Here is a 25123-nt window from a genome sequence, read left to right on the forward strand (position 1 = left end):
GGGGAGATGGGGAGATGGGAGAAAAAATTGGTAAGTTTTAAATTCTCAATTTTCCATTTTTAATTCTCCATTATTCATAATAATAATTTCGTCTCCGATGACATTTTTGTTATAAATTAAGTCTTCATGGAGGTTAGTATTTAGGGTAACTTTTATCTCATTTTTGCCTTTAGCTAATTCTGGAATGTGATACCAATTTCCATAAATTCTAGTTACTTTTTTCCCATTAATATATAAATGACCATGACCTTCATTTATTTTACTATCTTGATTGACATTTTCGGGTTTAAAGACAAAATTACTGGTTTGAATTTCTAAATTCCACCCTTTAATTTTATCAGGAGATATCATAATTTTTATCGTAGGAATGGTATCATTATCAGAGAGTTCGATCGATTTATGATGATGATTTTCTTCTGATTTAACTTCATTATGTTGATGGTGATGTTGATGTTGTGCTTGAATTTTACCAATATTTAAAAAGAATGAACCAGAAATTATTGCTATTAATAAGAAAGTATTTTTTGCTTTATAAAACTGAGAAATCATAAATTTAATAGAATGAATATGTTGAAGTTTGACGTAAGAGACATTTTCTAGTAATTCATGGTAGAATCTCGTTAATTTGAGATCGATCGAACCACTAAATAAATTCTCCTTTCAATTCCTATTGAGAAAAAGGGAAACTCTGATCAAATTAGGTTAATCTGAAAGTCTCCTCTTGTCAAATCTTGTCAAAATATAGTAAGCAAACTATAATTAGAGAGATTATTGTAATCATGAGAGAATATAAAAACTTATTACAAGTTAGTGAAGAATATTTCCGTAATTATCCCGAAGAAATTGACGCTTAGCTAATAATGTTTAAATTTAGTTTTATGATAAAATGATCAATTAATTTATTAATATTTAGAGTAATATAATGTCGAAGAATGCAGTCATCAAAGCAGTAACTGATGCAGAATTAAAAACAAAAGTTGAACAAATATTTATTGATATTGGTATGACTCCTGATGAAGCAGTAAATCTCTTTTATGCACAAGTTTTATTACACAATGGGTTGCCTTTTGATGTGAAAATACCAAATCAAATAACAATTTCAGCTATGAATGATACAGAAACAAAAATTGGTGAAACATTTGATTCTGTCGATGAGCTTTTTCAAGACTTGAATGATTAATTAAAAATGCTTAAAATACATAGAACATCCCAATTTAAAAAGGACTTTAAAAAAGCGGTAAAATCAGAAAAAGAAATCAAATTATTAGTAGAAATCATTGAAAAACTGGTGAAAAAAGAACCTTTACCAACGAAAAATAGAGATCATAATCTTTCAGAAAATTATGCCAATTTTAGAGAATGTCATATACAACCCGACTGGCTTTTAATCTATAAATATGATGAAGAAACTTTATTTTTGACTAGAATTGGTAGTCATTCAGATTTGTTTTAAATTGATCGATTTTATGGGTTAAGATGACAAAAATCGATCGAACATAATTTTAACAAAATATCGATCGTCTAAAACCGAATAATTCCCCTCATCAAAATACTTTTTAAGCAACCCTTAATTAATCGTTTCTAATTTGCCAATAGTTTTATTTTCAGAGATAAAAGTTTCTTTGGCAACTCTTTGAATATCCTCAACAGTGACAGCAGAAATTTCATCTAAACTGGTAAATAAATTACGCCAATCTCCTGTTTTTGCTTGATATTCTGTCAATAATCTTGCCATTCCTGCATTAGAATTTAAACCTCTTAATAAGTTAGCTTTAGCTTGGGTTTTAACTCTTTCTAATTCTTCCTCATTGACGGGTTGAGTTTTTAATTTTTCGATTTCCGAATGTAAGGCAGTTTGCAATTCTTCTAAAGTTCGATCGGGCGCCGATAAGCCATAAAATAACATTAGATTAGGGTATTTATCCCCCGGAAAACCAGTAAAACCAGTGGCAGTTAAAGCGACTTTTTTGTCTTCTACTAAGGATTTATAAAGACGAGAAGTGCGCCCGTTACTTAAAATTGAGCCTAAGATGTCATAAACTACATAGTCGGGATGGTTTAAGTCGGGGATGTGATAGCCTTCAAAATAAATGGGTTGGGAAGGGTATTTAATTGTTACTTCTTTAGTTTTAGTTTGTTTAGGTTCAGTTATAGTTAAATTAGCAGGTTTCGTGGTAGTGGGGAATCTCCCAAAATATTTCTGTGCCATAGTTTTAACCTCTTGGGGATTCACATCCCCAACAATGGCAATAGTGATATTACTGCCACCGTAATAAGCCTCAAAGAAATCCTGTACATTCTCTCTGGTAAGATTAGCTATATCTGTTTCATAGCCAATAACAGGGCGTTTATAGGGATGTTGAGTAAAAGCAGTATCAAGGAAAGTCTCTACCATTTTACCGATAGCAGAGTTATCAGTGCGCAGTTTTCTTTCTTCTAAAATGACTTGTTTTTCGGTATAAAATTCTCGAAAGACGGGGTTTAAAAATCTCTCTGATTCTAAATACATCCACAACTCTAATTTATTGGAAGGAAAGTTATAAAAATAGACAGTGGCATCGGCAGAGGTTGCGGCATTTAACCCAACTCCCCCTTCGATTTCCACAATTTGCCCAAATTCATTTTGTTTCACAAATTCACTAGCTTGAAGATTTAAGGCTTCTAATTGAGTGTTTAATTGCTCTAATTTTTCTTGATTATTTTCTTTTTGGGCTTGTTTTATTTGTTCAAAAACTTGATCCATTTTTGCTAAAATAACCTTTTCTTCTTCATAGTTAGTTGTGCCAATTTCTGGAGTACCTTTAAAGGCTAAATGTTCTAAAAAATGAGCTACTCCTGTTTGCCCATCTGGCTCATTTACTCCTCCTACATCGACATAGGTAACGAAAGAGACTATGGGAGCTTTTTTATTTTCTAGGACAATAAATTTTATATTATTATCTAAGGTAAATTCAGTGATTTTCGCTTTAAATTGTTCTAAATAGGGCTGTATTGACTGAGATTGATTATTTATAGCAGTTTTTGCTAATCCTAAACTGGGGTTAAAACTCCACATTAAGGATATTATTAATGTCCAATAAAACAGTTTTTTAAACATATTTCTATAATTGAGAATGGAGAATGAAGAATGAAGAATGAAGAATGGGGAATGGAGAAGGTCGAATGGAGAATGGAGAAGGTCGAATGGAGAATGGAGAAGGTCGAATGGAAGAATTTTTAATTGTTAATTATTTTGCGGATTTCGGAATAAAAAGAAGTTTGTACAACTTTTTCATCATATTTAATAATGGTATTGCGTAATCTTAAATTCTCACTGGCAAAACAAATTCTTTCTTCTATATAATGCCCATCTTTTTCGATGATAAAGGTTAAGGATTCATCTTCGGCTAAAACATATTTACCCATTAAAGTCTCTTTATTTTTAACAACTCGTAAAAATTTTCCTTGATTGTCTTCGTCATCATCTCGAAAAATCACCATCAAACTATCCCCTTGTTGTTTGGGTTTTCCCCAATCGGGGGAGTTATCCCATTTAGATTCGATCACGAAGTGGCGCTGCGCGATCGAGCCTAAACTCAGTTCTGGGTTAAGATTATATTCTTGAGATAATGAGACAATGTCAGCATCTGTAGGGGGAAGAAGATTAAGGGTTAGATTTGCCTTACTATTATCAACATCATTATTCACAATATTATAAGTGCTACGCTGAGAAAACCATTCACCAACAGAGTTTTCTAAAAAAGTATTAATATTCATTCAATCTAAAATAATTTTTATATCTCGATCGATCATTATAAGGCAATTAGGAATTGAGAATGGAGAATGGAGAATTAAGAATTAAGAATTAAGAATTAAGAATTAAGAATTAAGAATTAAACCACCTTTAAATTCAAATCCTTCATCTTTCATTATTTAACCAAAAACCTAACACCAAAAACCGAATACCTACCTTCATCAGAAAACTTTTTCAGCAACCCCTAATTATTTCTCATTAACTTAAGGGCTTTTTGGGCAACTTGGGAATAGCTTAATTGCCCATTAAAAATTTTCGTCATGGTGACGGCACTTTTGGGATTTTTAGTCATCAAGTTATAGCCAAAACGGGGAAAACGATAAAATACCTGTGCTAATCGTTGCGCCCAAATCATCTCCTTACCCCATTCTTCTGTCATGATTTCACTATACTTGACAAGGGCGTTAATATCCCCTGAAAGGCTATGATGGATTGCCTCTGAGGCTTTTAAACCACTAAAAATTGATGGTCTTATACCCTCTGCTGTAAAAGGATCAACTACACAAGCGGATTCTCCAGCTAATACTGCATTGTCAGTATGTAATTTTTGATTGCCATTCCATATGGCGATGGGGTGTCCATGCTGTTGGGCTTGTTCTAGGGTAAGATTAAATAAAGAGGCGTAATATTCAATGATTTTATGAAAACTTTGTGCTTTTCTTTGTCGGGTAAAAACTCCTGCGCCCATAGAAAAACCATCAGCTTTAGGAAAATTCCAACCGTAACCATGTTTAACTAAACCAAACTCAAAATAAGTGTCTCTATTTTCTTGTTTTTGATAGGGTATCTCTACTTCTAATGCACCTGCTATCAATTTTTTTTGTTGACGAAATCCTAATAATTTCGCCATGACACCTTTTGCACCATCCGCACCAATCAAATAACGGGCATTAAATTCTCCCTTCGGGGTTTTCACAATCCATCGATCGAGCTTATAATCAATGTCAATAACCTCGGTTTCGTCTCTTAAAATTGCCCCTTGTTTGACGGCTTGTTGCACAATAAAATAATCGAAAACATCCCGTCTTACCATCCAAATCGGATGATTACCCATACTAACTTCGATCGATTCCTGATGTTCCCATGTACAATAGACTCGATCGCTTTTAAGAGAAATAGCAGGAGTAAAGTCAAAATCAAACCATTTTTGAATAACCGAAGAAACCCCACCGCCACAGGGTTTATAACGAGGTAACTTAGCCTTATCTAACATTAAGACAGAATGCCCCTTTTTAGCTAAATGATAACTCGCCGTCGCTCCAGCCGGTCCAGTTCCAACAACAATACAATCATACATAACAAAATAAAAATTAAAGGACTTGAAAAATAATTTTTTGAAAATGATTTATTCTTCACTTAATTAGAACAGATAAATGCCCTAAAAGTTCCCTCAAATTTTAAATTTGTTGATTTTTTTTATTACAAAATTATATGTTTTAACTTCACACTATCCCTTGTTTTATACATTACAATCAAGACAAGTAAGTCAATTACTTTTATATATTTTTTGTCAAGTACACAGACATAATTATTCACTGTTAACACATCTATTAAACTATATATTATTCTAATTAGGGTTTGCTGAAAAAGTTTTTTGATGAAGGTAGGAGATAAGAGTGAGGAGACAGGAGACAGGAGAAATACTCAAATATCAAGGTTTTGATGCTGTTGATAGATAGAATGAGTATAGTTGTATTTTAAAAAATAAGGTCAAAAGTGTCGAATTTTTGAATAAAAATCCTCAAAACGGTGCACTTTTTCCCTAATGTATTATGTCTAAACCCTTGATTTTAATAGCTTTCTGACTTATTCAGCAAACCCTAATTATTTTAAGTTCGATCGCCAAAGGCGGCGCTGCGCGATCGACGTTATTAATTGCTAAAATTTTATATGGTTATACTAATGGAGAATTTTGGAAAAAGACTATAAAGAATACGACTATTATCATCAAAGACTTGATGAATTAAAAAATAATCTACAATAAATCATAATCAATCATTAGATAATTAATCATGGTAGCCTTAACCGAAAAAACCTTAACTTCCCCAGAAAATCAAATCAAGTATTATTCCCCTGAAGAATACCTAAAATTAGAAGAAAAAGCAGAAACTAAAAACGAATATCGCAATGGAGAAATTATCCCGATGGCTGGTGCAACAATTAATCATAATAAAATTGCCTTAAATTTCTGTCGTCAATTTCCTTTGACAATAGAAAAACAAATTTATGAAATATTTATGAGTGATGTAAAATTATTTATCCCCGAAGAAAACATCTATACTTATCCTGATGTCATGATAGTTAGAGATAACCCTATTTATCAAAATGACAGTAAAACTATTATCACTAATCCCTTAATTATCATCGAAGTTTTATCTCTCTCTACCCAAGACTATGACAGAGGACAAAAATTCAAGTATTATCGTTCTTTAGAATCTCTACAGGAATATATTTTAATCGATCAATATGAATATTCGATCGAACAATTTGCTAAAAATCAACAAGGTAAATGGGTATTAACAGAATATAAGAAATTAGAAGAAAAATTATTATTAGAATCCATAGCTTGGGAAATACCTTTAACAGACATTTATCAAAGAGTAGAATTTCCCTCAAAACCAGAGAAGGCAAAAAGTGACTCAGAAAAAAGCTGATATTGGCGGTAAAAGATTAATCAGTATTTGTTGTAAATTTTGCCCCGACAATGAAAAAACTCTGCTTGAGGCGACTAAAACCTAACACCTCCCATCATCAAAAGACGATGAGACAACCTCAAATTATAAAGTCAAAGAATGGGTATCCGTTTCAATTAACTTAGCTAAATCCTGTAAAAATCCTGCCGCATCAGCACCATAAATTGTACGATGATCACAAGTAATATTTACAGTCATTTGATTTTTCACACCAAATAAACCATCTTTATTTGCTACAACAGTAGGACGCACACCACCAATGGCTAAAATAGCACCTGTGCCGGGGGGTAAGATAGCCGTAAAGTCATTAACTCCAAACATTCCTAAGTTAGAAAGAGTAAATGTACCAGTACTGTACTCATCAGGTTGTAATTGTTTAGCACGGGCGCGGTTTACTAAGTCTTGCCAACTCCGCGCTAAGGAATAAATATCTAATTTATCAGCATTTTTGATGACAGGAGTGATTAAACCTCCGTCTGGCATAGCAACGGCAACGGCAATATTAATGCCTTCGTTATATTTAATACCTGCTTCGGTGAAACCTGCATTGACAACGGGATGTTTTTGTAATGTGAGGGCAACGGCTTTTGCCAATAATGCCGTCATGGTGACACCTTTAGATTTTATTTTGCGATAAAGACTATCTAGGGCATCGGTGTTAATGTTATAACTTACTTGGAAAGTGGGTACTTGTAAACTTGCCATCATGTTGCGAATAACGGCTTGTTGTAAAGTGTTGAAAGGTACTGTTTCTCCTGCTAAATTGTTGACAATAGGAGCAACAGTTACCGTAGGTTGAGGAGTTGGGGCGATGGTAACGGGGGCAACTGATGGCGCTGTGGCAGTTTTGCCAACGGCTTTTTCCACATCTTCTGCAATTATACGACCATTAGGACCACTTCCCACGATCGAACTTAAATCAACTTTTAATTGTTTTGCTAGTTTTTTCGCCCTAGGAGAAACCACCATTCTACCATTACTTTTCGCAGGAGTAGGAACTTCGGCGGTAACAACGGAGGCAGTTTCTACCGCTAGTTTAGTTTCTGGTGCAGGAGTGGTAGCGATTGCTGTTGGAGTTTTATTCGCTTTTTGTTTTGCTTCCTCGATTTCAGCTTCTGTCTCTGCAATGTATGCGATCGCATTGCCAACAGGAGCTTCTTCTCCAGCTTGTACTAAAATAATGGCTAAATAGCCAGAGTAGAAGGATTCGACATCCATATCCGCCTTGTCTGATTCTACGACAACAACGGTTTCTCCTTTCTCGATTTTATCTCCGGGGGATTTTTCCCATGAAACGATTTTACCCTCTGTCATAGTCGAACTTAGGGCGGGCATAAAAATATCGTGAATCATTATAATTTACAATTTATTCTATTTACTCATCAAACTCCTAATTATACCCTAGGTTGACCTGAGTTCGATCGTGAAACGGTGCTATAGGAGAGGGAAAATTGTCAGTCAGAAGTAGAGTAAGGAGTAATGAGTAAGGAGTAATGAGTAAGGAGTAAGGAGTAAGGAGTAAGGAGTAAGGAGTAAGGAGTAAGGAGTAAGGAGTAAGGAGTAAGGAGTAATGAGTAATAAGTTAAGAAATTTATGTTTTCCCTGAGAAAAAATTAACGATAATCTTGAGATTGAATATCTCTTAATCGAGCTTCGGGGCGTTTAAATCTATCCATTTGCATCTCAAAAAATTGACGATTTTTCATTAAATGCTTGGGATTTTCGTCATCAAGGGGATATAGTAAAGCCGTGCGCAAAGCCTGAATTACTGCTGAGGTTACATTATACATCGATCGTTGGAAAGTTACCCCTAATTGAATCAACATATCATCTTCTCCTCGACAGTGGTTTTGATAGTATTCGATGAGATAGGGAGGTAAAAAATGCAACATATCATCCATTAACAAAGTGGGGGGGATTCCAGCACTACCCACGGGAAAAACATCTGCATAGAGAATACCATAATGGAAATCTTTTTGCTCATGGGGGATTTGTTTGGCTTGGGCGTTATAGGATTTTGTGCCTCGAAAGGGAGAAGTGCGATAAAAGACGGCTTCAACGTAGGGTAAAGCGGCTTCGTATAACCATGTAAATCCTTTAGATTTGGGGATGATTTCATAGCATTTGCCTTCTATATATACATGATGATATATTGGTCTTCCTGCGATCGCAAATATACCGTTAACTAAAAAATTCATAGCATCAGGCACACCTTTAAAACCGCCTTCGTCATAAATATCTGACATCTCAAAGAAAACGGGCGCCATGACTTCCCAGAATAAGCCTAGATTAGCATAATAGGAAAGTTGTCGCACTTGTTCTAACAACATCTCAGGGAAAAGTTTGTATAAGCCTAACATCATGGGATTATTTTTACAGTAGGCTTTGATGGCGACATCGGCATTGGCTTTATATTCTTCGCTGTCAAGATAAGCATCAAATTTTCCCATGCCCATATCTCTACCATGCCATAGCATCGCGCGCATACAAGCCTCAGCAAATTCCATGTTAACTCGATCGTGCAGTAAATGATGGAATAATTTAGGCTTTTTACCAGTTTCCCCTTTTTCCATAAAGGCAAGTAACTCTGGATGTGCCGTTGCTTTTCCTCGCCAGATGCGTAAATCGGCGGTGTCTCCTGCGTAATGGTTAGGCAAATCGAGATATTCTTGGGAGATGAAATATTTAAAGAAAGGAAGGGGGTTAAGAAAAACTCTTTCAGCGATATAGAGTAAGTCGCGCCAATAAAAATCCATCGGCACAGCATAGGCTTTATAGATACCGATAATTTGCATTAAATTTTCGGGAGTATCTGGTAACATTGAGCCACCAGCCTCTAAACGATGGATAACATCAGCAAATTCATGGGTAGAAGGGGGAATTTTTACTTGGGTTTTGATCATAGTTACTCTCTAACCTTTACTTTCAAAAGATCATAGCTTAACTTTGCCTTGTTTTATTTTCGTTAACTACTAAAAAACAAATGAGTCTGTTTAGAAAATAATTTGTTACAGAAAATTTGACAAAATCAACTATTTATGATTTAGGTAATATCTCATAAATCGCCTTGCAATAAATTGACAAGGCTAATAGCTACCGTCTGCTAAAGCGACTAATCTTAATACATTAAGCTGTATTTTTTGTGTATTTTATAATTTTAACTTAAATATTTTTAAATTCTTATTCCTTTGTTTGTGAGGAAGAATTTTTCTGTAATTCTTTGACTATTTTATATATCTCTGGCAATTTTTTATAGATAGCCGATACTTTTAAGTATAATTTATTTGGCACTGCGGGAGAGCCTGAGACTGTTTCTCCAGATTTTACGTCATTATGAATGCCTGTTTGGGCGGATGCGATCGAATTATCACCTATTTGTACTTGATTAGCAACCCCAACTTGTCCAGCCAAAATCACCCGATTACCTAATTTTACTCCTCCGGCTAACCCTACTTGAGCTGCAAGGGCGCAGTTTTCCCCTATATCGCCATTATGCCCGATGTGGACTAGGTTATCTAGTTTGGTGTTTTTACCAATACGAGTGATACCCACCGCAGGACGATCGACTGTACTATTACAACCAATTTCTACTCCGTCTTCTAAGACAACATAACCAGATTGCTCCATTTTATACCAACCTTCGGGAATCGGCACAAAACCAAAGCCTTCTCCTCCTATTACAGCCCCACTATGGATAACGCAATTAGCACCGATTTGGCTTCTTTCTTCAATAGTAGCGTTAGCGTGGATAACCGTTGATTTACCTATTTTTACTTGAGGATAAATCACCACGTTAGGGAAGATACAAACATTATCTTCGATCGAACATCCTTTTTCAATCACTACATTCGCACCAATAGAGACATTTTGACCTAAGATGACATCTTCTGCAATCACCGCCGAAGGGTGAATTTGAGGGGAAGGTAAAAAGGGTTGATAAAATAAACCAATAGCTTGGGCAAAAGTAAGACGAGGGTAAGGAGTCGCTAACCATGCAATACCTCTTTCTGTCGCTAATTGTTGTAACGATGAATCTAGTGGTAAAATAAGGGCAGAAGCGTTAGTAACGCCCACCATTTTAGCAAATTTATCACCCTCAATATAACTTAATGTATTAACATCCCCTTGATCGATCGACATAATATCATAAAGTTCAGGATTTCGATCGGGATTTGCAGTAAGACTATGAACTTGGGGGGATAATTGACTAATAAGATCACTAAATTTCATATAAATTAGATTATGGCTATATCACTACAAAAAGGACAAAGAATTTCATTAGCAAAAGTTGCGCCTAGCCTTGTGGCAGGGTTTATTGGTTTAGGTTGGGATACCAACTCCACAGATACGGGAGGGGATTTTGATTTAGATGTATCCGTGTTTCTCTTAGGTGCTAACGAAAAATTAGTATCAGAAAAACACTTTATTTTTTACAATAACCTAATTAGTCCTGATCCTGATCAGTCTATCAAACTTTTGGGGGATAATCGCACGGGAGACGGAGAAGGAGACGATGAAGGCTTAATTGTAGATTTGCGCAAAGTACCCTCCGACATTGCTAAAATTGTTGTTACCGTCACCATCTACGAAGCTGATAAGAGACACCAAAATTTTGGACAAGTTACCAATGCCTATATTCGTCTCGTGGATGTGCAAACCAAAGAAGAAGTTTTACGCTACGATTTAACAGAAGATTTTTCTGTGGAAACAGCAGTTATCATGGCGGAATTATACAACAAAGATGGAGAATGGCGCATTAATGCCGTTGGTAGTGGCTTTGAAGGAGGTTTACAATCCCTCTTAGACAAATATAGCAATTAGGAATTAGGAATGAGAAATTAGGAATTAGGAATTAGGAATTAGGAATTTAAACAACAAAAATTATTGAGTTAAAGATAGCAATAAATATTAAAATTAGACAAAATATACTTAACTTTAAAGGTGGTTTAGCAGGAGTTTTTTTTGTTACCATTAATGTGGCTTTTATCGAAGCAAAAGAAGTAATTAAACACGGAAAAGGAAGAATTATTAGTAAGATTTTTTCTTGAGTAATAAAATAACTATAAATAAGTAAATAAATTATCAAACCTGTTGCGAGTAAACCACCTCCAGCTATGCGCATCAATGCTAATAATAATGTTTGTAAAGTTTCTTCTAATTCTTCCCAATTCTTACTTAGGGCAATCTCATGATAAGGCATAAACTGACTACGAGTGAGATAAATTACTCCAAAAATAAGAGAAAATAAAGCAACTATTAGATAACAAACAAAAGAAATATTTAACATAAGAATAGTAATATTATTTTATTTATCTGTTTAATAGAAATTTAGAAAAAATTGGTAAAATAAGGGTTAAAACCCTGACTACGAACAAAGAAAAAATCAAAACGATAAACAGTTGAGTATATTTTTGTGTCAATATATAGATATTAGCTCATTATATGAGCATTCACCATTAGTACAAAATATCGATCGAACTTATATGATATTAAACGAACTTGAGATCAGACAACAGTTAGGTAATTTACCAGATTGGATGACTAACGGACAAGCTCTTGTAGCTAGTTATAAATTTAAGGATTTCATTGAAGCTATGGCATTTGTCAATAAATTAATCGAGCCTTCGGAAAAATCTGGGCATCATCCCGATATTTCTATATCTTACAACAGAGTAACCATTCACCTCACCACCCATGATGCAGGAGGTATTACTCAAAAAGACGTTGATTTAGCCCATGAAATTACGAAAATCCACAAAGAATAATTAACAAGCCACCGTGTAATGAATTACACGGCTAATATTTTACGTTCAATAAATTGAACTAAATTCTCCATTCTCCATTCTCCATTCTCCATTTACTCAAATCCCATAATTCGAGCTACTTCTTGTAAGTCGGCTTTGATGCCCGATCGAATGCCGTCTTTATTAGTTTTCATGGCATTATCAGGGTCTTTTAAGCCGTTACCAGTTAAAACACATACTACAGTTCCATTATCAGGAATTTGATCTTTTAATTTTAACACCCCTGCGACAGAAGCCGCACTAGCAGGTTCACAGAAAACCCCTTCTTCTCGTCCTAAAATACGGTAGGCTTCTAATATCTCGCTATCGGTGACGGCGTTAAACTGCCCTTGAGAGGCTTCTCTTACCCCTAATGCTTTTTCCCAGTTAGCTGGATTACCGATTCTAATAGCAGTAGCTACAGTTTCAGGTTTTAATACTTGATGTCCTTCCACAAAAGGAGCACTTCCTGAAGCCTGAAATCCCATCATTTTGGGGAGTTTATCACATCTATTTTCACTATGATATTGACAAAAACCCATCCAATAGGCGGTAATATTTCCTGCGTTACCTACAGGAATTGCTAACCAATCCGGGGCATAACCCAAGGTATCAACCACTTCAAAGGCGGCGGTTTTTTGTCCTTCTAAGCGATAAGGATTGACAGAGTTAACGAGGGTGACAGGATAATTATCGGCAATTTGTCGCACGATCGTCAAGGCATGGTCAAAATTTCCTTGAATTGCCAACACTTCCGCACCATAAATGAGGGCTTGAGCTAATTTTCCTAAAGCTACATAACCATCGGGAATAATTACAAAGGCTTTCATTCCTGCTCTGGTGGCATAAGCCGCCGCCGCCGCCGATGTGTTTCCTGTACTTGCACAGATGACAGCTTTTGCTCCTGCTTCTTTGGCTTTGGAGATTGCCATTGTCATACCTCTATCTTTAAACGAACCCGTGGGATTTAATCCGTCATACTTTACAAATACTTTAATGCCACGACCGATCATGTTAGAAATGACGGGTACAGGAATTAAGGGAGTATTGCCTTCTCTCAGAGTGATAATGGGGGTGTCTGGAGTGACGGGTAAATATTGTTTATATTCTTCGATTAAGCCTCTCCAGCCTGTTCTCAAATGGTGACTTGTATTACTTGGATGAATTTGCGTCGCTACCACGGGTGTTAAATATAAATAGACAGCATCCTATATTATGCCATAAAAGGGGCAATTATACTTGAAGGGAAATAATTTAATCTCACGGGTGAACGAAATTTTGGGTGGGGGTATTTTGACTTTGAATTGAAGTAATAAGTAATGAGTAACGAGTAATGAGTTAATATCTAACTAGATTCTTTTTCTTTTAATTTATTAATTGAACTGAATTAATATCTCGAAATTAGGACATTTTGTGTTATCATTGGTTCAAATCTACCTCTTGATAACAGCTTTGTTGTATCCTGATTTCTGAGTTATTATTAGTCGTTAAGTAAAATAAAAATATAGTAATTCTATTCTATAAGTGGTGAGTATTTACTCATTACTCATTAGGTGTTTATTCATTATCTTATGATCGAATCAAAAATTAAAGTTGCTGATAATTTGTTGCTTTCTCCTATGGGATGCGGTACTTGGGCTTGGGGTAATCGTTTCCTTTGGGGTTATGATACGACTATGGATAAGGAATTACAACAGGTTTTTAATCTTCATGTTTCTCAGGGTGTTACTTGGTTTGATACGGGGGATTCCTACGGCACGGGAAAATTAGAGGGCAGAAGTGAGAGTCTTTTAGGTAAGTTTACTAAAGAATATCAGGGAGATCATCAAGATGAAATTTCGATCGCCACAAAACTAGCGGTATATCCTTGGCGTTTGACTCCTCAATCGATGGTGAAGGCTTGTGAAAAATCGGCGGAAAGATTGGGGAGATCGATCGACTTAGTGCAAATGCACTGGTCTCCTGCGAAATATCTCCCTTGGCAAGAAAAGCCTTTATGGGATGGTTTAGCTCAGTTATATCATCAAAAAGCGGTGAAAGGTATCGGTTTATCTAATTATGGGGCAAAAAATTTACAACGTGCCTATGATTATTTAAAGCAACAGGGAGTAAAAATTAGTACCCTTCAAGTACAATATTCTTTGCTTTCTACCTATCCTTTTGTGAAGTTAGGATTAAAAGAATTATGTGAGGAGTTGGGCATTCAAATTATTGCCTATAGTCCTCTTACTTTAGGTATTTTGACAGGTAAATATCAAGATTTGAAAAATTTGCCGTCTGGACCGAGAAAAGGCTTGTTTAAAGGATTATTACCGAAAATTAAACCATTATTACAAACATTAGAAATAATGGCAAAAGATAATGGTAAAACCATGGCACAAACCGCCCTTAATTGGTGTATTTGTCAAGGTACAATTCCGATTCCGGGGGCAAAAAATTTGACTCAGGCTAGGGAAAATATTGGGGCGTTGGGGTGGCGTTTATCCCCTTCGGAGGTGTTAGAATTAAGCTCGATCGTGCTTAGTTTAGAAAAGCAAATGATTCAAAATATTTTTCAAACAGAATAGATTTGCCCTCACCCCTAACCCCTCTCCCAAAAGGCGAGGGGAGTTTTTTATCGGCTCGATCGACGTAGAATATTAATAGTTTTAAGGGTAAATTCGGCGACTTCTTCGATTTCTTCCTTGGTGTTAAAACGTCCGATACCAAAACGTAAAGAAGCCTTCGCTAAACTGTCAGAATGCCCTAAAGCCTTGAGTACATGACTTGGTTTTGTGGAGGTGGAGGAACAAGCTGAACCTGATGATACGGCTATTTTTGACTGTAATGCTAATAATAATGCTGAACCGTCCACCCCGTCAATACTAATGTTGCAATTTCCTGCTAATCTTTGGTTTAAGTCTCCATTGAGATAGATTCCTTCTAATTGGCTCAATTTTTGCCATAAATAATCTCTTAGGTGTTTCTGCCGTTGATTTTCTGCTTCTGCTTCCTCTAGGGCAATTTTGACGGCTTCGGCAAAACCGACTATTTGGGGAGTACATAATGTACCCGATCGAAATCCCCTTTCTTGCCCTCCTCCTTGTATTTGAGAGGCTAATTTTACTCTGGGATTTTTTCGTCTAATATATAATGCTCCAATACCTTTTATGCCGTGAATTTTATGGGCAGTTAAAGACATTAAATCGATGTTTATTTTTTGCACATCTAAAGGAATTTTACCGATGGCTTGGGCGGAATCGGTATGAAAAATAACCTCTTTTTCACGACAAATAGCTCCAATTTGTGCGATATTTTGAATGACTCCTATTTCATTATTTGCTGTCATTACAGATACTAAAATTGTGTTCGATCGAATATTTTTAGTTAATAAATTTAAGTCTAATAAACCATTTTTTTCCACAGGCAAAAAAGTTATTTCAAATCCTAACGTCTGTAAATACTCACAGGGTTCGATAACTGCTTTATGTTCTGTTTCTACTGTAATAATATGTTGCCCTTTGCTAAAATAAGCCTCCGCTACTCCTTTGATAGCTAAATTATTTGCCTCCGTTGCACCACTGGTAAAAATAATCTCGTTTTCTTCGGCATTAATCCCTTGTGCAATGGTATTTCTAGCCTGTTTAACGGCTTCTTGAGCCTCCCAACCGTACAGGTGAGCATTACTAGAAGGATTACCGTAATATTCACTAAAATAAGGCATCATTGCCGACAATACACGAGGATCAACTTTTGTGGTAGCATGATTGTCTAAATATATCGGTCGATCGATCATAATCAAAAAGTTCAAACTCAGGTATATCTATAATAATAGTCATTAGAAAGTTATGAAGCAATCTCTTATCAGAAGCTAAAAATTATTAGCTAAAATCAAAAAGAAAGAGTCAAAAAAATAACGGTTATGACAGATAATAATGAGTATCAAACTCCAGCCCAATGGTATAAAGCACATCGAAAAGAATTAAAAAAATATCGGGGAGAATGGGTTGCTTATACTTGTAATGGAATTATTGCTCATCATCCTCAATACGGGGAAATGATCAAAAATATTCAAGATAGAACTCAAAAATATATAATCGAAAGAATTTATGAGACAGAATTTACCGAGCCATTAAAGTTTTATCCCATTAGATTTAGAAATGTCAAAAAACATGAATGGCAACCGAAATATGAAGTTACAATATTAGGACAAAATCCTCTGCCGATAAAAATGTTAGTGGATTCTGGTGCGGATATTAGTTTGATTTCTAAGGAATTAGGATTAAATTTAGGCTTAACGAAACTACCTGAAGAATTAATTTTACAAGGAGATAGTGTTGGGGGAAGTGTTAGTTATTTACTGCGTAATTTACGTTTAAGAATAGACTCCCATGAGTTTACCGCTCCTTTTGCTTGGTTACAAATGGACGATTGTGAAGAAATTTTATTAGGTAGGGAGGTAGTTTTTGACTTATTTGATATAGAGTTTAAACAAGCGGAAGAAACTATTATTTTCAAGTTTCGATCGAACTAAGAGAATGCCACAAAAACAATGATCCAATAACTGTTAAAGTTTTATTGATTTTGTGGATTTGATCATTAACCGCCTTTCAGGAGACAAGTCTAATTTACATCACCATTCCGCCGTCAACATTGAACACCTGTCCTGTAATATAATTAGAAGCTCGATCGCACGCAAGAAAACGAATCATTCCTGCGATTTCTTCGGGTTTGCCGTAACGATTAAGAGGGATTGCTTTTAAAATTTCCTCAGCTTGTAAACCTTGAGTCATATCTGTTTCAATGAAACCGGGTGCAACGGCATTAACGGTGACACCACGACTAGCAAATTCTTTAGCGAGGGTTTTAGTTAAACCGATAACTCCAGCTTTAGCGGCACTGTAGTTGGCTTGTCCGGGATTGCCCATTTGTCCTGCTACCGATGAAATATTAATAATTCTACCGCTTCTTTGTTTAAGCATAATCTTACTAGCGGATTTACAACATAAAAACACCCCTGTTAAATTAAGGTTAATCACTTGTTGCCAGTCTTCCAATTTCATGCGCAATAAAAGAGTATCTCTAGTAATTCCTGCATTGTTGACTAAAACATCAACTTTTCCCCATTGTGAGACAGTTTGTTTAAACATAGCTTCTACCGCCTCAGATTGAGATACATCGGCACTAATAGCAATGGCTTCTCCTCCTGCTTCAGTAATTTCTGTAACCACTTCATCGGCGGCTTGACTGTTACTAGCATAATTAACAACAACTTTTGCACCTTCGGAAGCTAAAGCGAAGGCAGTAGCTTTACCAATACCTCTGGATGCACCTGTTATAATAGCGACTTGATCTTTTAATCTTTGAAAATTAGGGGGTAAAAGTTCCATATTATTTAAAATAGTGATATAACTCTGCATGGGTTAGTTTACCTTAAAGTTAATCAAGGGTAAATGATAAAATTATCGATAAAAGATGTTTCATTTGCTTGTAAGGGTTAAATAATATTCAAGTCGTATAGTGTTTTAACAACAATTCTCCATTCTCCATTCTTAATTTTCCATTCTCCATTCTCCATTCTCCATTCTCCATTCTCCATTCTCCATTCTCCATTCTCCATTCTCCATTCTCCATTCTCCATTCTCCATTCTCCATTCTCCATTCTCCATTCTTAATTCTTTATCTATGTCTAATTCAGCTTATCTTTTAGTGGTGCATGGTAGTCGAAATTCAAGTTATCGTAAACAATTAGAGCAATTACAGGATTTAATTGTGAAGGGTTTAGATGGTAACTGTCTTTTAACTACGGCTTATTTAGAATTGGGAGAAAAACCTTTATCGGATAGTATTGTGGAGTTTTCGATCGAGTGTCTCAAATATAATTATCAAACTCTAAAAATTATACCCTTATTTTTGTTTTCTGGTACTCACGTTTTAGAAGATATTCCCGAAGAAGTAAATACTGCTCAAAAAAATGTTTCTATCACCCTTGAATTAATGCCCTTGATGGGGGGAAGTAAAGATTTAATCGATTTATTAGAGTGTAAATATCAAGAATATCCAGACTTTGAGCGAGTGTTATTTTGTCATGGCACAAGACTTGAAAAGGGAAAAGAAGAATCAAAGATTATAGGGGAAAAATTGAACGCTAAAGTTGCGTATTGGTCAATTTTACCTGATTTATGGACAATTATCGATAATATGGTCAATTCTGGAGTAAAAAAAATAGTAATTTTACCGTACTTTTTATTTTCAGGGAAAATTATAGACTCGATCGTGCAGGAAATACAAAGATTACGAGACTATAACAAAATTGAATTAATCTTATTAAAACCGTTAGGTGCAACAGTAGAATTAGCAGAAGTTATCTTAAAGCAAATAGAAAATTAAACATTCTTCTTTAAATCAACACTTTTGGCATTATTTTTTTGAGAAAATTATATTTATTGAATATCATGAGACATCAAAGCCTTGATTTTGTAGTATTTATCCTGTCTCCTGTCTCCTGTCTCCTAACTCCTAATTATTATTAAATGTTAACTTTCTGATGTCCTTTCAAATTACTGGCTTAAAATGAGGGGGTAATGAAAGATAATCTTAACCATTAGGGGTTATTTTCCGAAATAGAAAGGAAAATAAAAAGCAAAAATGCCTAGTACAATGTTAAAATCTCCATCTGAAAAAGCCAATACAGGTGATAAACGTCTCAAGGTATTAGATATAACGATTAAAAGAAATCAAAATCGTCAAGATGCACTTATTGAAATTTTACATAAAGCCCAATCTTCCTTCGGTTACTTAGAAGAAGATGTTTTAATCTACATTGCCCATCAACTAAAATTACCCTTAAGTCAAGTTTTTGGTGTCGCTACGTTTTATCATCTTTTCTCCTTGAAACCTTCGGGGGCGCATAATTGTGTAGTTTGCTTAGGTACAGCTTGTTATGTAAAAGGTTCATCAGAATTACTGGATAAGTTAGCAGAGGAGGTAAATTTACATCAAGGAGAAACAACTCCCGATGGTAAAGTATCCTTAATGACTGCCCGTTGTATTGGGGCGTGTGGTTTAGCACCTGCGGCGGTTTACGATGGTAAAGTATGCGGAAAACAGACAGCCGAGTTGGTGTTATCCCAAGTGAAGGAATGGCTGAAATCTAATGAGGAATGAGGAATGAAAAATTATCTTGTGTTTAGCTTGTCGAGAAAACAGAAAAAACAGGAAAAACCCTTTGCGTCTTTGCGTGAGATAACCAATCAAAAAACTTGGAGACAAATTGTATGGAATTAAGTAGATTAGAATACATAGCAGAAGAAACCATAGCTAAACGTAAAGCCATAAGAATTTTATGCTGTGGCGCGGCTAGTTGCAAATCTTCTGGTTCAGAAGCTATTATTAATGAGTTAAAAAGTTCGATCGAATCTCAGGGATTACAGGACGAAGTAGAAGTAGTGCCAGTGGGTTGCATGAAGTTTTGCGGTAAGGGAGTTTTAGTGGAGGTTGCCCCACTTAACTTATTATATGAGAATGTGCGCCCCGAAGATGCTAGTTCGATCGTCAAAGCGCTCAAAGGTGAGGAAGAAGCCACCGCGCCTATGGGTGACTATAATCATCCCTTCTTTGCTTTACAAATGTCCATTGTGTTGGAAAATAGCGGTAAAATCAACCCCGAAAGCATCGATGAATATATTGCCGTAGGAGGTTATCAACAGCTATACCGTGCTTTGCATGAAATGACACCCCAGGGAATAGTTAAAGAAGTTATTACCAGTGGTTTACGAGGCAGGGGAGGAGGAGGTTATCCTACGGGCTTAAAATGGGCTACCGTTGCTAAAATGCCTAGTCAACAAAAGTACATCGTTTGTAATGCTGACGAAGGTGATCCGGGTGCTTTCATGGATCGAAGTGTTCTTGAAAGTGATCCTCATCGTATTATTGAAGGTATGGCGATCGCAGGTTATGCCGTGGGAGCAAATCAAGGTTACATCTACGTTAGAGCCGAATATCCTCTGGCGATCGCACGATTACAAAAAGCCATTCAACAGGCAAAAAGACAAGACTTGATAGGCACACAAATATTTAATAGCCTGTTTGACTTTAAGATTGATATTAGAGTGGGTGCAGGGGCATTTGTCTGCGGGGAGGAGACAGCCTTAATCGCTTCCATAGAAGGAGAAAGAGGTAATCCACGCCCACGCCCACCTTATCCTGCCCAATCAGGCTTATGGGGATACCCAACTTTAATCAACAACGTAGAAACCTACGCCAACATCGTACCAATTATCAGGGAGGGGGGTGCATGGTATGCCAATATTGGTACAGAAAAAAGTAAGGGTACAAAAGTATTTGCTCTCACAGGTAACGTTAATAATACAGGTTTGATCGAAGTGCCGATGGGTACAAGTATTCGGCAAATCGTTGAAGAAATGGGAGGAGGAGTGCCGGGTAACAATGAAATCAAAGCTGTACAAACAGGAGGTCCTTCTGGGGGTTGTATTCCTTCTCAATATTTTGATACCCCAGTAGATTACGAATCCCTCAAGGAATTAGGTACTATTATGGGATCAGGAGGCATGATAGTTATAGATGAAGATACTAATATGGTAGCCCTTGCCCGATTTTATATGGAATTTTGTCGAGGGGAAACCTGCGGAAAATGTATTCCCTGTCGTACTGGTACAGTGCAATTGTATCAAATGTTGACTAAAATCCTCAACGGGGAAGCGACGGAAGGGGATATTAGTAAACTAGAGCAATTATCTCACATGGTGAAAGCTACCAGTTTATGCGGTTTAGGGCAAACTGCACCTAATCCCGTGTTAAGCACTTTAAACTATTTTAAAGAGGAATATTTACAATTACTAAAATCCTAATAGTAGGGTGGGTAATGCCCACCATTAGCCTTTCTAAAATTTAACAAAATCGTTAATTTTTATATCTAAATTTAGCTAAAAATTAGTTAAATTTAGGGCATATTTTCAACTAATAAAAAGGGTAAAAAAAATGACTCTCTTAGCCACAAAAATAATTAGTGATACATGGATAGATGCTGACTGGCAAGAATTCATGCAACTCACGGAAAATCCTGATTATGAAAAGGGCAAATTCTATTATTATCAAGGTAAATTAAGAATCGAAATGTCACCATTAGGAAATGATCATGCTAGTGATCATTCGATCGTCAATACTGCTATAAATAACTATAGTGCTTTAAAAAATATTAACTTGAATGGAAAGGATAACTGTAGCTATCGTAAAACAGGCTATCAGGAAGCACAACCAGATTTATCTTACTATATCGGTGACATCGTTAATGCTATTCCCTACGGTACAAGTATCATCAAATTAGATGATTTTCCTCCCCCCACTTTAGTCGTAGAAATAGCTAATTATTCTTTAAAGGACGATCGAGGAGAAAAGCGATTATTATATGAAGAAATAGGAGTAAAAGAATATTGGATTGTCGATGTTAAAAAAAGTGAAATAATTGCTTTCAAAATAGAGAATCAAGGTAGTTATCGCATTAGAGAATCTTTAGTTTTACCACACTTAAAATTATCCTTGTTAGAAGAAGCATTAAGAATGACTCGTGAAAAAAATCATAGTCAAGTAAATGCTTGGTTATTAGAAAAATTTAATTTATAGATATTAATAAAAAACATTTTTCAAGGAGTTAAAAATTCGATCGAACCTAGAAAAGTTATCCTTAGATAAATTAGACTTAATTACTACTGCTATTTTTAGTATTAATAATTGGCATGATTTAGATAATTTACTCTAGCTATAAATATCATTTTTTTACTATAAAATATTCACTAAAAAATATGTCTGTAAATACTCTAAAAATTAATGGAATTGACGTAGCAGTGGAAACTGGTACAAGTATTCTGAAAGCGGCAAAAGAAGCAGGAATCCCTATTCCTACCCTGTGTCATTTAGAGGGGGTTTCTGATGTGGGTGCTTGTCGCTTATGTTTAGTAGAAATTAAAGGTAATCCGAACCTTGTGCCTAGTTGTCTTACTGAAACTCAAGAAGGCATGGAAGTTTTTACTCAAACAGAACAGCTACAAGAATATCGTAAAATGATCGTTGAATTACTCTTTGCCGAAGGTAATCACGTTTGTGCCGTCTGTGTCGCTAATAATAATTGTCAACTGCAAGACGTAGCGATCGAAGTAGGCATGGATCACACTAGATTTAATTATCGCTTCCCTCAGCGAGATGTGGACTTATCTCACCCCCAATTTGGCATTGATCACAATCGCTGTATCCTATGTACCAGATGCGTGAGAGTCTGTGCTGAAATTGAAACCGCCCATGTGTGGAATGTCGCCTTTCGGGGGGCAGCCGCTAAAATTATTAGTGGATTGAATCAGCCTTGGGGAGACGTTGATGCTTGTACATCTTGCGGTAAATGTGTGGATGCTTGTCCTACAGGTAGCATTTTCCGTAAAGGTAGCACTACCGCCGAAATGGTAAAAGATCGCAGTAAAGTTGAATTTTTAAGTAATGCACGGGAGAAACACCAATGGACAAGATAAGATTTGCTACAGTATGGTTGGCAGGATGCTCAGGTTGTCATATGTCATTCCTCGACTTAGACGAATTTTTGTTCGATGTCGCCGAAGCCGTTGACGTTGTATATAGCCCCGTTGCCAGTGACATCAAGCACTATCCTGATAACGTTGACGTTTGTTTGGTGGAAGGTGCGATCGCCAATGAGGAAAACCTAGAATTACTCTTAGAAGTACGCAAAAAAACCAAGTTTCTCATCTCCTTCGGGGATTGTGCCGTTACCGCCAATGTACCAGCCATGCGAAATATGTTAAATGGTACTGATCCAGTCTTAAAACGCTGTTATCTTGAGTTAAGCGACGATTCAGGACAAATACCAAAAGACCCTCATATCGTACCAGAATTGCTCGAAAAAGTCCAGCCTATTCATCACATGGTAGAAGTGGATTTATTCTTACCCGGTTGCCCTCCTTCTGCCCAACGCATTAAAGATGCCATCGCACCTCTTTTAAAAGGAGAAAAACCTGTCATGGAAGGGCGAGAAATGATCAAATTTGGTTAACTATAAATACTAGAATTATCAGAGTAATTCTTTAAATTTTCACCTTTAACCAACCAAAAATATCCCCTAAAGTGAGCTTTAATTCTTGAGCAAAATCTGGCACGGGGATTACTTCATTTTCTACGTCAAAATATAAAGGATGACTATTATTAGCGTAGGTAAAAATTATTTTTTGATTAGGATCAATTAACCACCCTAATTGAGTACCATTAGTTAGACAATGAACAATTTTTTTCGTAACTAAACTCATGGATTGTTCAGGGCTTAATATTTCAATTATCCAATCAGGAGGCAACAAAAATTGATTAGATATTGTACCATCATCATTAACTGGTAAATGCTCCCAAGTGAAAACCGCCACATCAGGCACAATGGATTTATCAGTGAAAGTGCATCTCAACTCAGGAAAAGCCATCGCAATTTCAGTATCTTCTGTTACTGTGTTAATGGCGTTAGCTAATTTTAATTGAATACGGCTATGTTGTCCTTGAGGCATAGGTTTTGTGTAAATATTTCCGTCTATATATTCTTGAGGTGGTTTTGTTTCTGATTGTTGCAAAAATTCCTCTAAGGTAATGGCTTTGGAAAGGGTTTGAGTCATAGCTTTTTTGACTTTGCCTATAGCAATAATGGTTTATTTTAACATTGATATTAAAGGTTTGAGGGTTCGATCGATGGTTTCAAGAACAATTAAATTGCTTGTTTTTTTACTATGTAATTTTAACGGGGTGGTTTTTCCACACGACGGGGTTGCCCAACTTCCCCACTACCAATTTTATTTTTGAGAAATTTACTGAATTGTTCGGCTCGATCGTAACTGGTAAATGAACCTATTTGAATGGCTTTTTGTCCTATCTCTTTTCTTGTCATCGAGTAAGCATCTTTACAAAAACGACTTTGTACTAATCGTAAATTTTCTGAACTAAAATTAACATAAACAGGATAAAAATCTACGGGAAATTCGTTGATATTAGTAGGCATTCGATCGCCACAAGTATCTTTAGGAAATGACTCATTATCGAAAATAGTAGTTATATTATTTTGATTAGAAACATCGGATTGAATATTTCTATCAGTGGATAAGGTACATCCATTTGCATCAAATCCGCCAATAATATTATTTTTTTCTTGAACTTCATATACATCATTGATAACACTGTTAACACTCCTCAACGGCATGGGGGAATTTAAGGGAACTTCGCCACTATAATAAATCCATTGATTATTTTCAAATCCATATGTAGCAATATACTTTTGATTTGTTATAATAGCCCATCCATCATTGGTGATAATTGCACCATTAGATAAAGTCCCTGTAGAAAAACTTCCAAAACCCTCTCCTGTGTTAATAATACAAACTTTATTCTTTGTTGTTGAAGGATAAATAGATAAAACAACTTCATATCCAGACCATTCACCCAAAAAATGAGCTAATTCTGGTTCTATTTTTGACCATGCAGAAACAAAAGATTCCCTTTGATCTTTTTCACTTTGACTTCGATTATCTAATATATAATTTTTACGATATTGATCTGCTTCAACAGATTTAATTTGCTGTTCAAAATCTTTGTGTAATTTGGCTACTTCTCTTTTCGTCAAATTTTGTTTTTTGACATTGTTGTTTGTAGCAGTATTATTATTGCTACTATTATAATTAGAGGTAGAAAAATTACCTCTAAGATTAGCATTAAGTAAAAGAGGAGTTAATAATGCAATAAGTCCTCCAAAAACAATAACCATATTACTAGCTTTATCCTGCCAATATTCCTTTTTTGGTTCTTTCATTTTTCCTATGTAAAAA

Annotated in this window: 28 protein-coding genes; 14 read left to right on the forward strand and 14 right to left on the reverse strand. The window is 35.7% G+C overall.

The features are described from left to right. Positions 1 to 45 precede the first annotated feature (45 nt). Positions 46 to 549, reverse strand: coding sequence for a hypothetical protein (locus SYN6308_RS04000; RefSeq protein WP_017293145.1), 504 nt, complete (start codon positions 547 to 549; stop codon positions 46 to 48). A gap of 182 nt (positions 550 to 731) precedes the next feature. On the opposite strand from SYN6308_RS04000, the gene SYN6308_RS25720 reads away from it, so the two are divergent. The 3 genes from SYN6308_RS25720 (at position 732) to SYN6308_RS04010 (ending at position 1453) form a co-directional block, all read left to right on the forward strand. After that, positions 732 to 854: a hypothetical protein gene (locus SYN6308_RS25720; protein WP_272943050.1), complete on the forward strand. Its 123-nt coding sequence runs from the start codon at positions 732 to 734 to the stop codon at positions 852 to 854. Between the two features lie 68 nt (positions 855 to 922). Further along, on the forward strand, positions 923 to 1180 hold the full coding sequence (locus SYN6308_RS04005) for a type II toxin-antitoxin system RelB/DinJ family antitoxin (protein WP_017293146.1): 258 nt from the start codon (positions 923 to 925) through the stop codon (positions 1178 to 1180). A 6-nt stretch (positions 1181 to 1186) separates the two neighbouring features. Beyond that, positions 1187 to 1453 carry a type II toxin-antitoxin system YafQ family toxin gene (locus SYN6308_RS04010; protein ID WP_017293147.1) on the forward strand — a complete coding sequence of 89 codons (267 nt, stop codon included), beginning with the start codon at positions 1187 to 1189 and terminating at the stop codon, positions 1451 to 1453. Between the two features lie 114 nt (positions 1454 to 1567). On the opposite strand, the gene SYN6308_RS04015 is transcribed toward SYN6308_RS04010, so the two are convergent. The 3 genes from SYN6308_RS04015 to SYN6308_RS04030 all read right to left on the reverse strand — a co-directional run bounded on the left by SYN6308_RS04015 (position 1568) and on the right by SYN6308_RS04030 (position 5090). Then, on the reverse strand, positions 1568 to 3097 hold the full coding sequence (locus SYN6308_RS04015) for a M16 family metallopeptidase (protein ID WP_144051393.1): 1530 nt from the start codon (positions 3095 to 3097) through the stop codon (positions 1568 to 1570). A 119-nt stretch (positions 3098 to 3216) separates the two neighbouring features. Continuing rightward, the gene (locus SYN6308_RS04025) at positions 3217 to 3756 is read right to left on the reverse strand and encodes a phycobiliprotein lyase (protein ID WP_017293150.1); all 540 of its coding nucleotides are present in this window, start codon (positions 3754 to 3756) and stop codon (positions 3217 to 3219) included. Between the two features lie 221 nt (positions 3757 to 3977). Next, positions 3978 to 5090, reverse strand: coding sequence for a geranylgeranyl reductase family protein (locus tag SYN6308_RS04030; protein WP_017293151.1), 1113 nt, complete (start codon positions 5088 to 5090; stop codon positions 3978 to 3980). A 715-nt stretch (positions 5091 to 5805) separates the two neighbouring features. Between SYN6308_RS04030 and SYN6308_RS04035 the strand changes: the two genes are divergently transcribed. Then, positions 5806 to 6447 (forward strand): Uma2 family endonuclease, encoded by a 642-nt coding sequence (locus SYN6308_RS04035; protein WP_017293152.1) that lies wholly within the window; start codon positions 5806 to 5808, stop codon positions 6445 to 6447. Between the two features lie 123 nt (positions 6448 to 6570). Here SYN6308_RS04035 and SYN6308_RS04040 read toward each other — a convergent pair whose 3' ends face one another. From SYN6308_RS04040 to lpxD, 3 genes are all read right to left on the reverse strand, one after another. Beyond that, complete coding sequence (locus tag SYN6308_RS04040; protein WP_017293153.1) at positions 6571 to 7839, reverse strand: dihydrolipoamide acetyltransferase family protein; 1269 nt, start codon at positions 7837 to 7839, stop codon at positions 6571 to 6573. A 260-nt stretch (positions 7840 to 8099) separates the two neighbouring features. Then, entirely contained in the window at positions 8100 to 9389 is a 1290-nt protein-coding gene (locus SYN6308_RS04045) for a CO2 hydration protein (protein WP_017293154.1), read from the reverse strand. Between the two features lie 277 nt (positions 9390 to 9666). Continuing rightward, the gene (lpxD, locus tag SYN6308_RS04050) at positions 9667 to 10716 is read right to left on the reverse strand and encodes a UDP-3-O-(3-hydroxymyristoyl)glucosamine N-acyltransferase (protein WP_017293155.1); all 1050 of its coding nucleotides are present in this window, start codon (positions 10714 to 10716) and stop codon (positions 9667 to 9669) included. Between the two features lie 12 nt (positions 10717 to 10728). Here lpxD and SYN6308_RS04055 point away from each other — a divergent pair, with 12 nt between their 5' ends. Continuing rightward, positions 10729 to 11307 carry a TerD family protein gene (locus SYN6308_RS04055; RefSeq protein WP_017293156.1) on the forward strand — a complete coding sequence of 193 codons (579 nt, stop codon included), beginning with the start codon at positions 10729 to 10731 and terminating at the stop codon, positions 11305 to 11307. Between the two features lie 46 nt (positions 11308 to 11353). On the opposite strand, the gene SYN6308_RS04060 is transcribed toward SYN6308_RS04055, so the two are convergent. After that, complete coding sequence (locus SYN6308_RS04060) at positions 11354 to 11773, reverse strand: hypothetical protein (RefSeq protein ID WP_017293157.1); 420 nt, start codon at positions 11771 to 11773, stop codon at positions 11354 to 11356. Between the two features lie 112 nt (positions 11774 to 11885). Between SYN6308_RS04060 and SYN6308_RS04065 the strand changes: the two genes are divergently transcribed. Beyond that, the gene (locus tag SYN6308_RS04065; RefSeq protein WP_237741255.1) at positions 11886 to 12251 is read left to right on the forward strand and encodes a 4a-hydroxytetrahydrobiopterin dehydratase; all 366 of its coding nucleotides are present in this window, start codon (positions 11886 to 11888) and stop codon (positions 12249 to 12251) included. A gap of 92 nt (positions 12252 to 12343) precedes the next feature. On the opposite strand, the gene thrC is transcribed toward SYN6308_RS04065, so the two are convergent. Continuing rightward, positions 12344 to 13450: a threonine synthase gene (gene thrC / locus SYN6308_RS04070; RefSeq protein ID WP_026101911.1), complete on the reverse strand. Its 1107-nt coding sequence runs from the start codon at positions 13448 to 13450 to the stop codon at positions 12344 to 12346. Positions 13451 to 13840: 390 nt separating this feature from the next. Between thrC and SYN6308_RS04075 the strand changes: the two genes are divergently transcribed. After that, positions 13841 to 14836 (forward strand): aldo/keto reductase, encoded by a 996-nt coding sequence (locus tag SYN6308_RS04075; RefSeq protein ID WP_017293160.1) that lies wholly within the window; start codon positions 13841 to 13843, stop codon positions 14834 to 14836. 47 nt (positions 14837 to 14883) lie between these two features. Here the strand turns inward: SYN6308_RS04075 and SYN6308_RS04080 are convergent, their stop codons facing one another. Continuing rightward, the gene (locus SYN6308_RS04080) at positions 14884 to 16044 is read right to left on the reverse strand and encodes a cysteine desulfurase family protein (RefSeq protein WP_017293161.1); all 1161 of its coding nucleotides are present in this window, start codon (positions 16042 to 16044) and stop codon (positions 14884 to 14886) included. 126 nt (positions 16045 to 16170) lie between these two features. Here SYN6308_RS04080 and SYN6308_RS04085 point away from each other — a divergent pair, with 126 nt between their 5' ends. After that, the gene (locus SYN6308_RS04085; RefSeq protein WP_017293162.1) at positions 16171 to 16782 is read left to right on the forward strand and encodes an aspartyl protease family protein; all 612 of its coding nucleotides are present in this window, start codon (positions 16171 to 16173) and stop codon (positions 16780 to 16782) included. Between the two features lie 94 nt (positions 16783 to 16876). Here SYN6308_RS04085 and fabG read toward each other — a convergent pair whose 3' ends face one another. Together fabG and SYN6308_RS24820 are read right to left on the reverse strand one after the other, a co-directional pair. After that, on the reverse strand, positions 16877 to 17638 hold the full coding sequence (gene fabG / locus SYN6308_RS04090; RefSeq protein WP_026101912.1) for a 3-oxoacyl-[acyl-carrier-protein] reductase: 762 nt from the start codon (positions 17636 to 17638) through the stop codon (positions 16877 to 16879). 107 nt (positions 17639 to 17745) lie between these two features. After that, the gene (locus tag SYN6308_RS24820) at positions 17746 to 17910 is read right to left on the reverse strand and encodes a hypothetical protein (protein ID WP_017293164.1); all 165 of its coding nucleotides are present in this window, start codon (positions 17908 to 17910) and stop codon (positions 17746 to 17748) included. Positions 17911 to 17933: 23 nt separating this feature from the next. Between SYN6308_RS24820 and SYN6308_RS04100 the strand changes: the two genes are divergently transcribed. The 6 genes from SYN6308_RS04100 (at position 17934) to SYN6308_RS04125 (ending at position 23322) form a co-directional block, all read left to right on the forward strand. Next, positions 17934 to 18638 (forward strand): sirohydrochlorin chelatase, encoded by a 705-nt coding sequence (locus tag SYN6308_RS04100; protein ID WP_017293165.1) that lies wholly within the window; start codon positions 17934 to 17936, stop codon positions 18636 to 18638. Positions 18639 to 18908: 270 nt separating this feature from the next. Further along, the gene (hoxE, locus tag SYN6308_RS04105) at positions 18909 to 19415 is read left to right on the forward strand and encodes a bidirectional hydrogenase complex protein HoxE (protein WP_026101914.1); all 507 of its coding nucleotides are present in this window, start codon (positions 18909 to 18911) and stop codon (positions 19413 to 19415) included. Between the two features lie 110 nt (positions 19416 to 19525). After that, positions 19526 to 21118, forward strand: coding sequence for a NuoF family protein (locus SYN6308_RS04110; RefSeq protein ID WP_017293167.1), 1593 nt, complete (start codon positions 19526 to 19528; stop codon positions 21116 to 21118). Positions 21119 to 21248: 130 nt separating this feature from the next. Further along, positions 21249 to 21890: a Uma2 family endonuclease gene (locus SYN6308_RS04115; RefSeq protein WP_017293168.1), complete on the forward strand. Its 642-nt coding sequence runs from the start codon at positions 21249 to 21251 to the stop codon at positions 21888 to 21890. 179 nt (positions 21891 to 22069) lie between these two features. Continuing rightward, complete coding sequence (gene hoxU / locus SYN6308_RS04120; protein ID WP_017293169.1) at positions 22070 to 22786, forward strand: bidirectional hydrogenase complex protein HoxU; 717 nt, start codon at positions 22070 to 22072, stop codon at positions 22784 to 22786. Then, positions 22774 to 23322, forward strand: a complete 549-nt coding sequence (locus tag SYN6308_RS04125; RefSeq protein ID WP_017293170.1) for an NADH-quinone oxidoreductase subunit B family protein — start codon at positions 22774 to 22776, stop codon at positions 23320 to 23322. Before hoxU ends, SYN6308_RS04125 begins: the two co-directional genes overlap by 13 nt. 31 nt (positions 23323 to 23353) lie before the next feature. Here SYN6308_RS04125 and SYN6308_RS04130 read toward each other — a convergent pair whose 3' ends face one another. Both SYN6308_RS04130 and SYN6308_RS23250 read right to left on the reverse strand, forming a co-directional pair. Then, the gene (locus SYN6308_RS04130) at positions 23354 to 23923 is read right to left on the reverse strand and encodes a Uma2 family endonuclease (protein WP_017293171.1); all 570 of its coding nucleotides are present in this window, start codon (positions 23921 to 23923) and stop codon (positions 23354 to 23356) included. A gap of 119 nt (positions 23924 to 24042) precedes the next feature. Beyond that, entirely contained in the window at positions 24043 to 25107 is a 1065-nt protein-coding gene (locus tag SYN6308_RS23250) for a hypothetical protein (RefSeq protein ID WP_017293172.1), read from the reverse strand. Between the last annotated feature and the right edge of the window lie 16 nt (positions 25108 to 25123).

This window comes from Geminocystis herdmanii PCC 6308 (assembly GCF_000332235.1).
GTDB classification, from domain to species: domain Bacteria; phylum Cyanobacteriota; class Cyanobacteriia; order Cyanobacteriales; family Cyanobacteriaceae; genus Geminocystis; species Geminocystis herdmanii.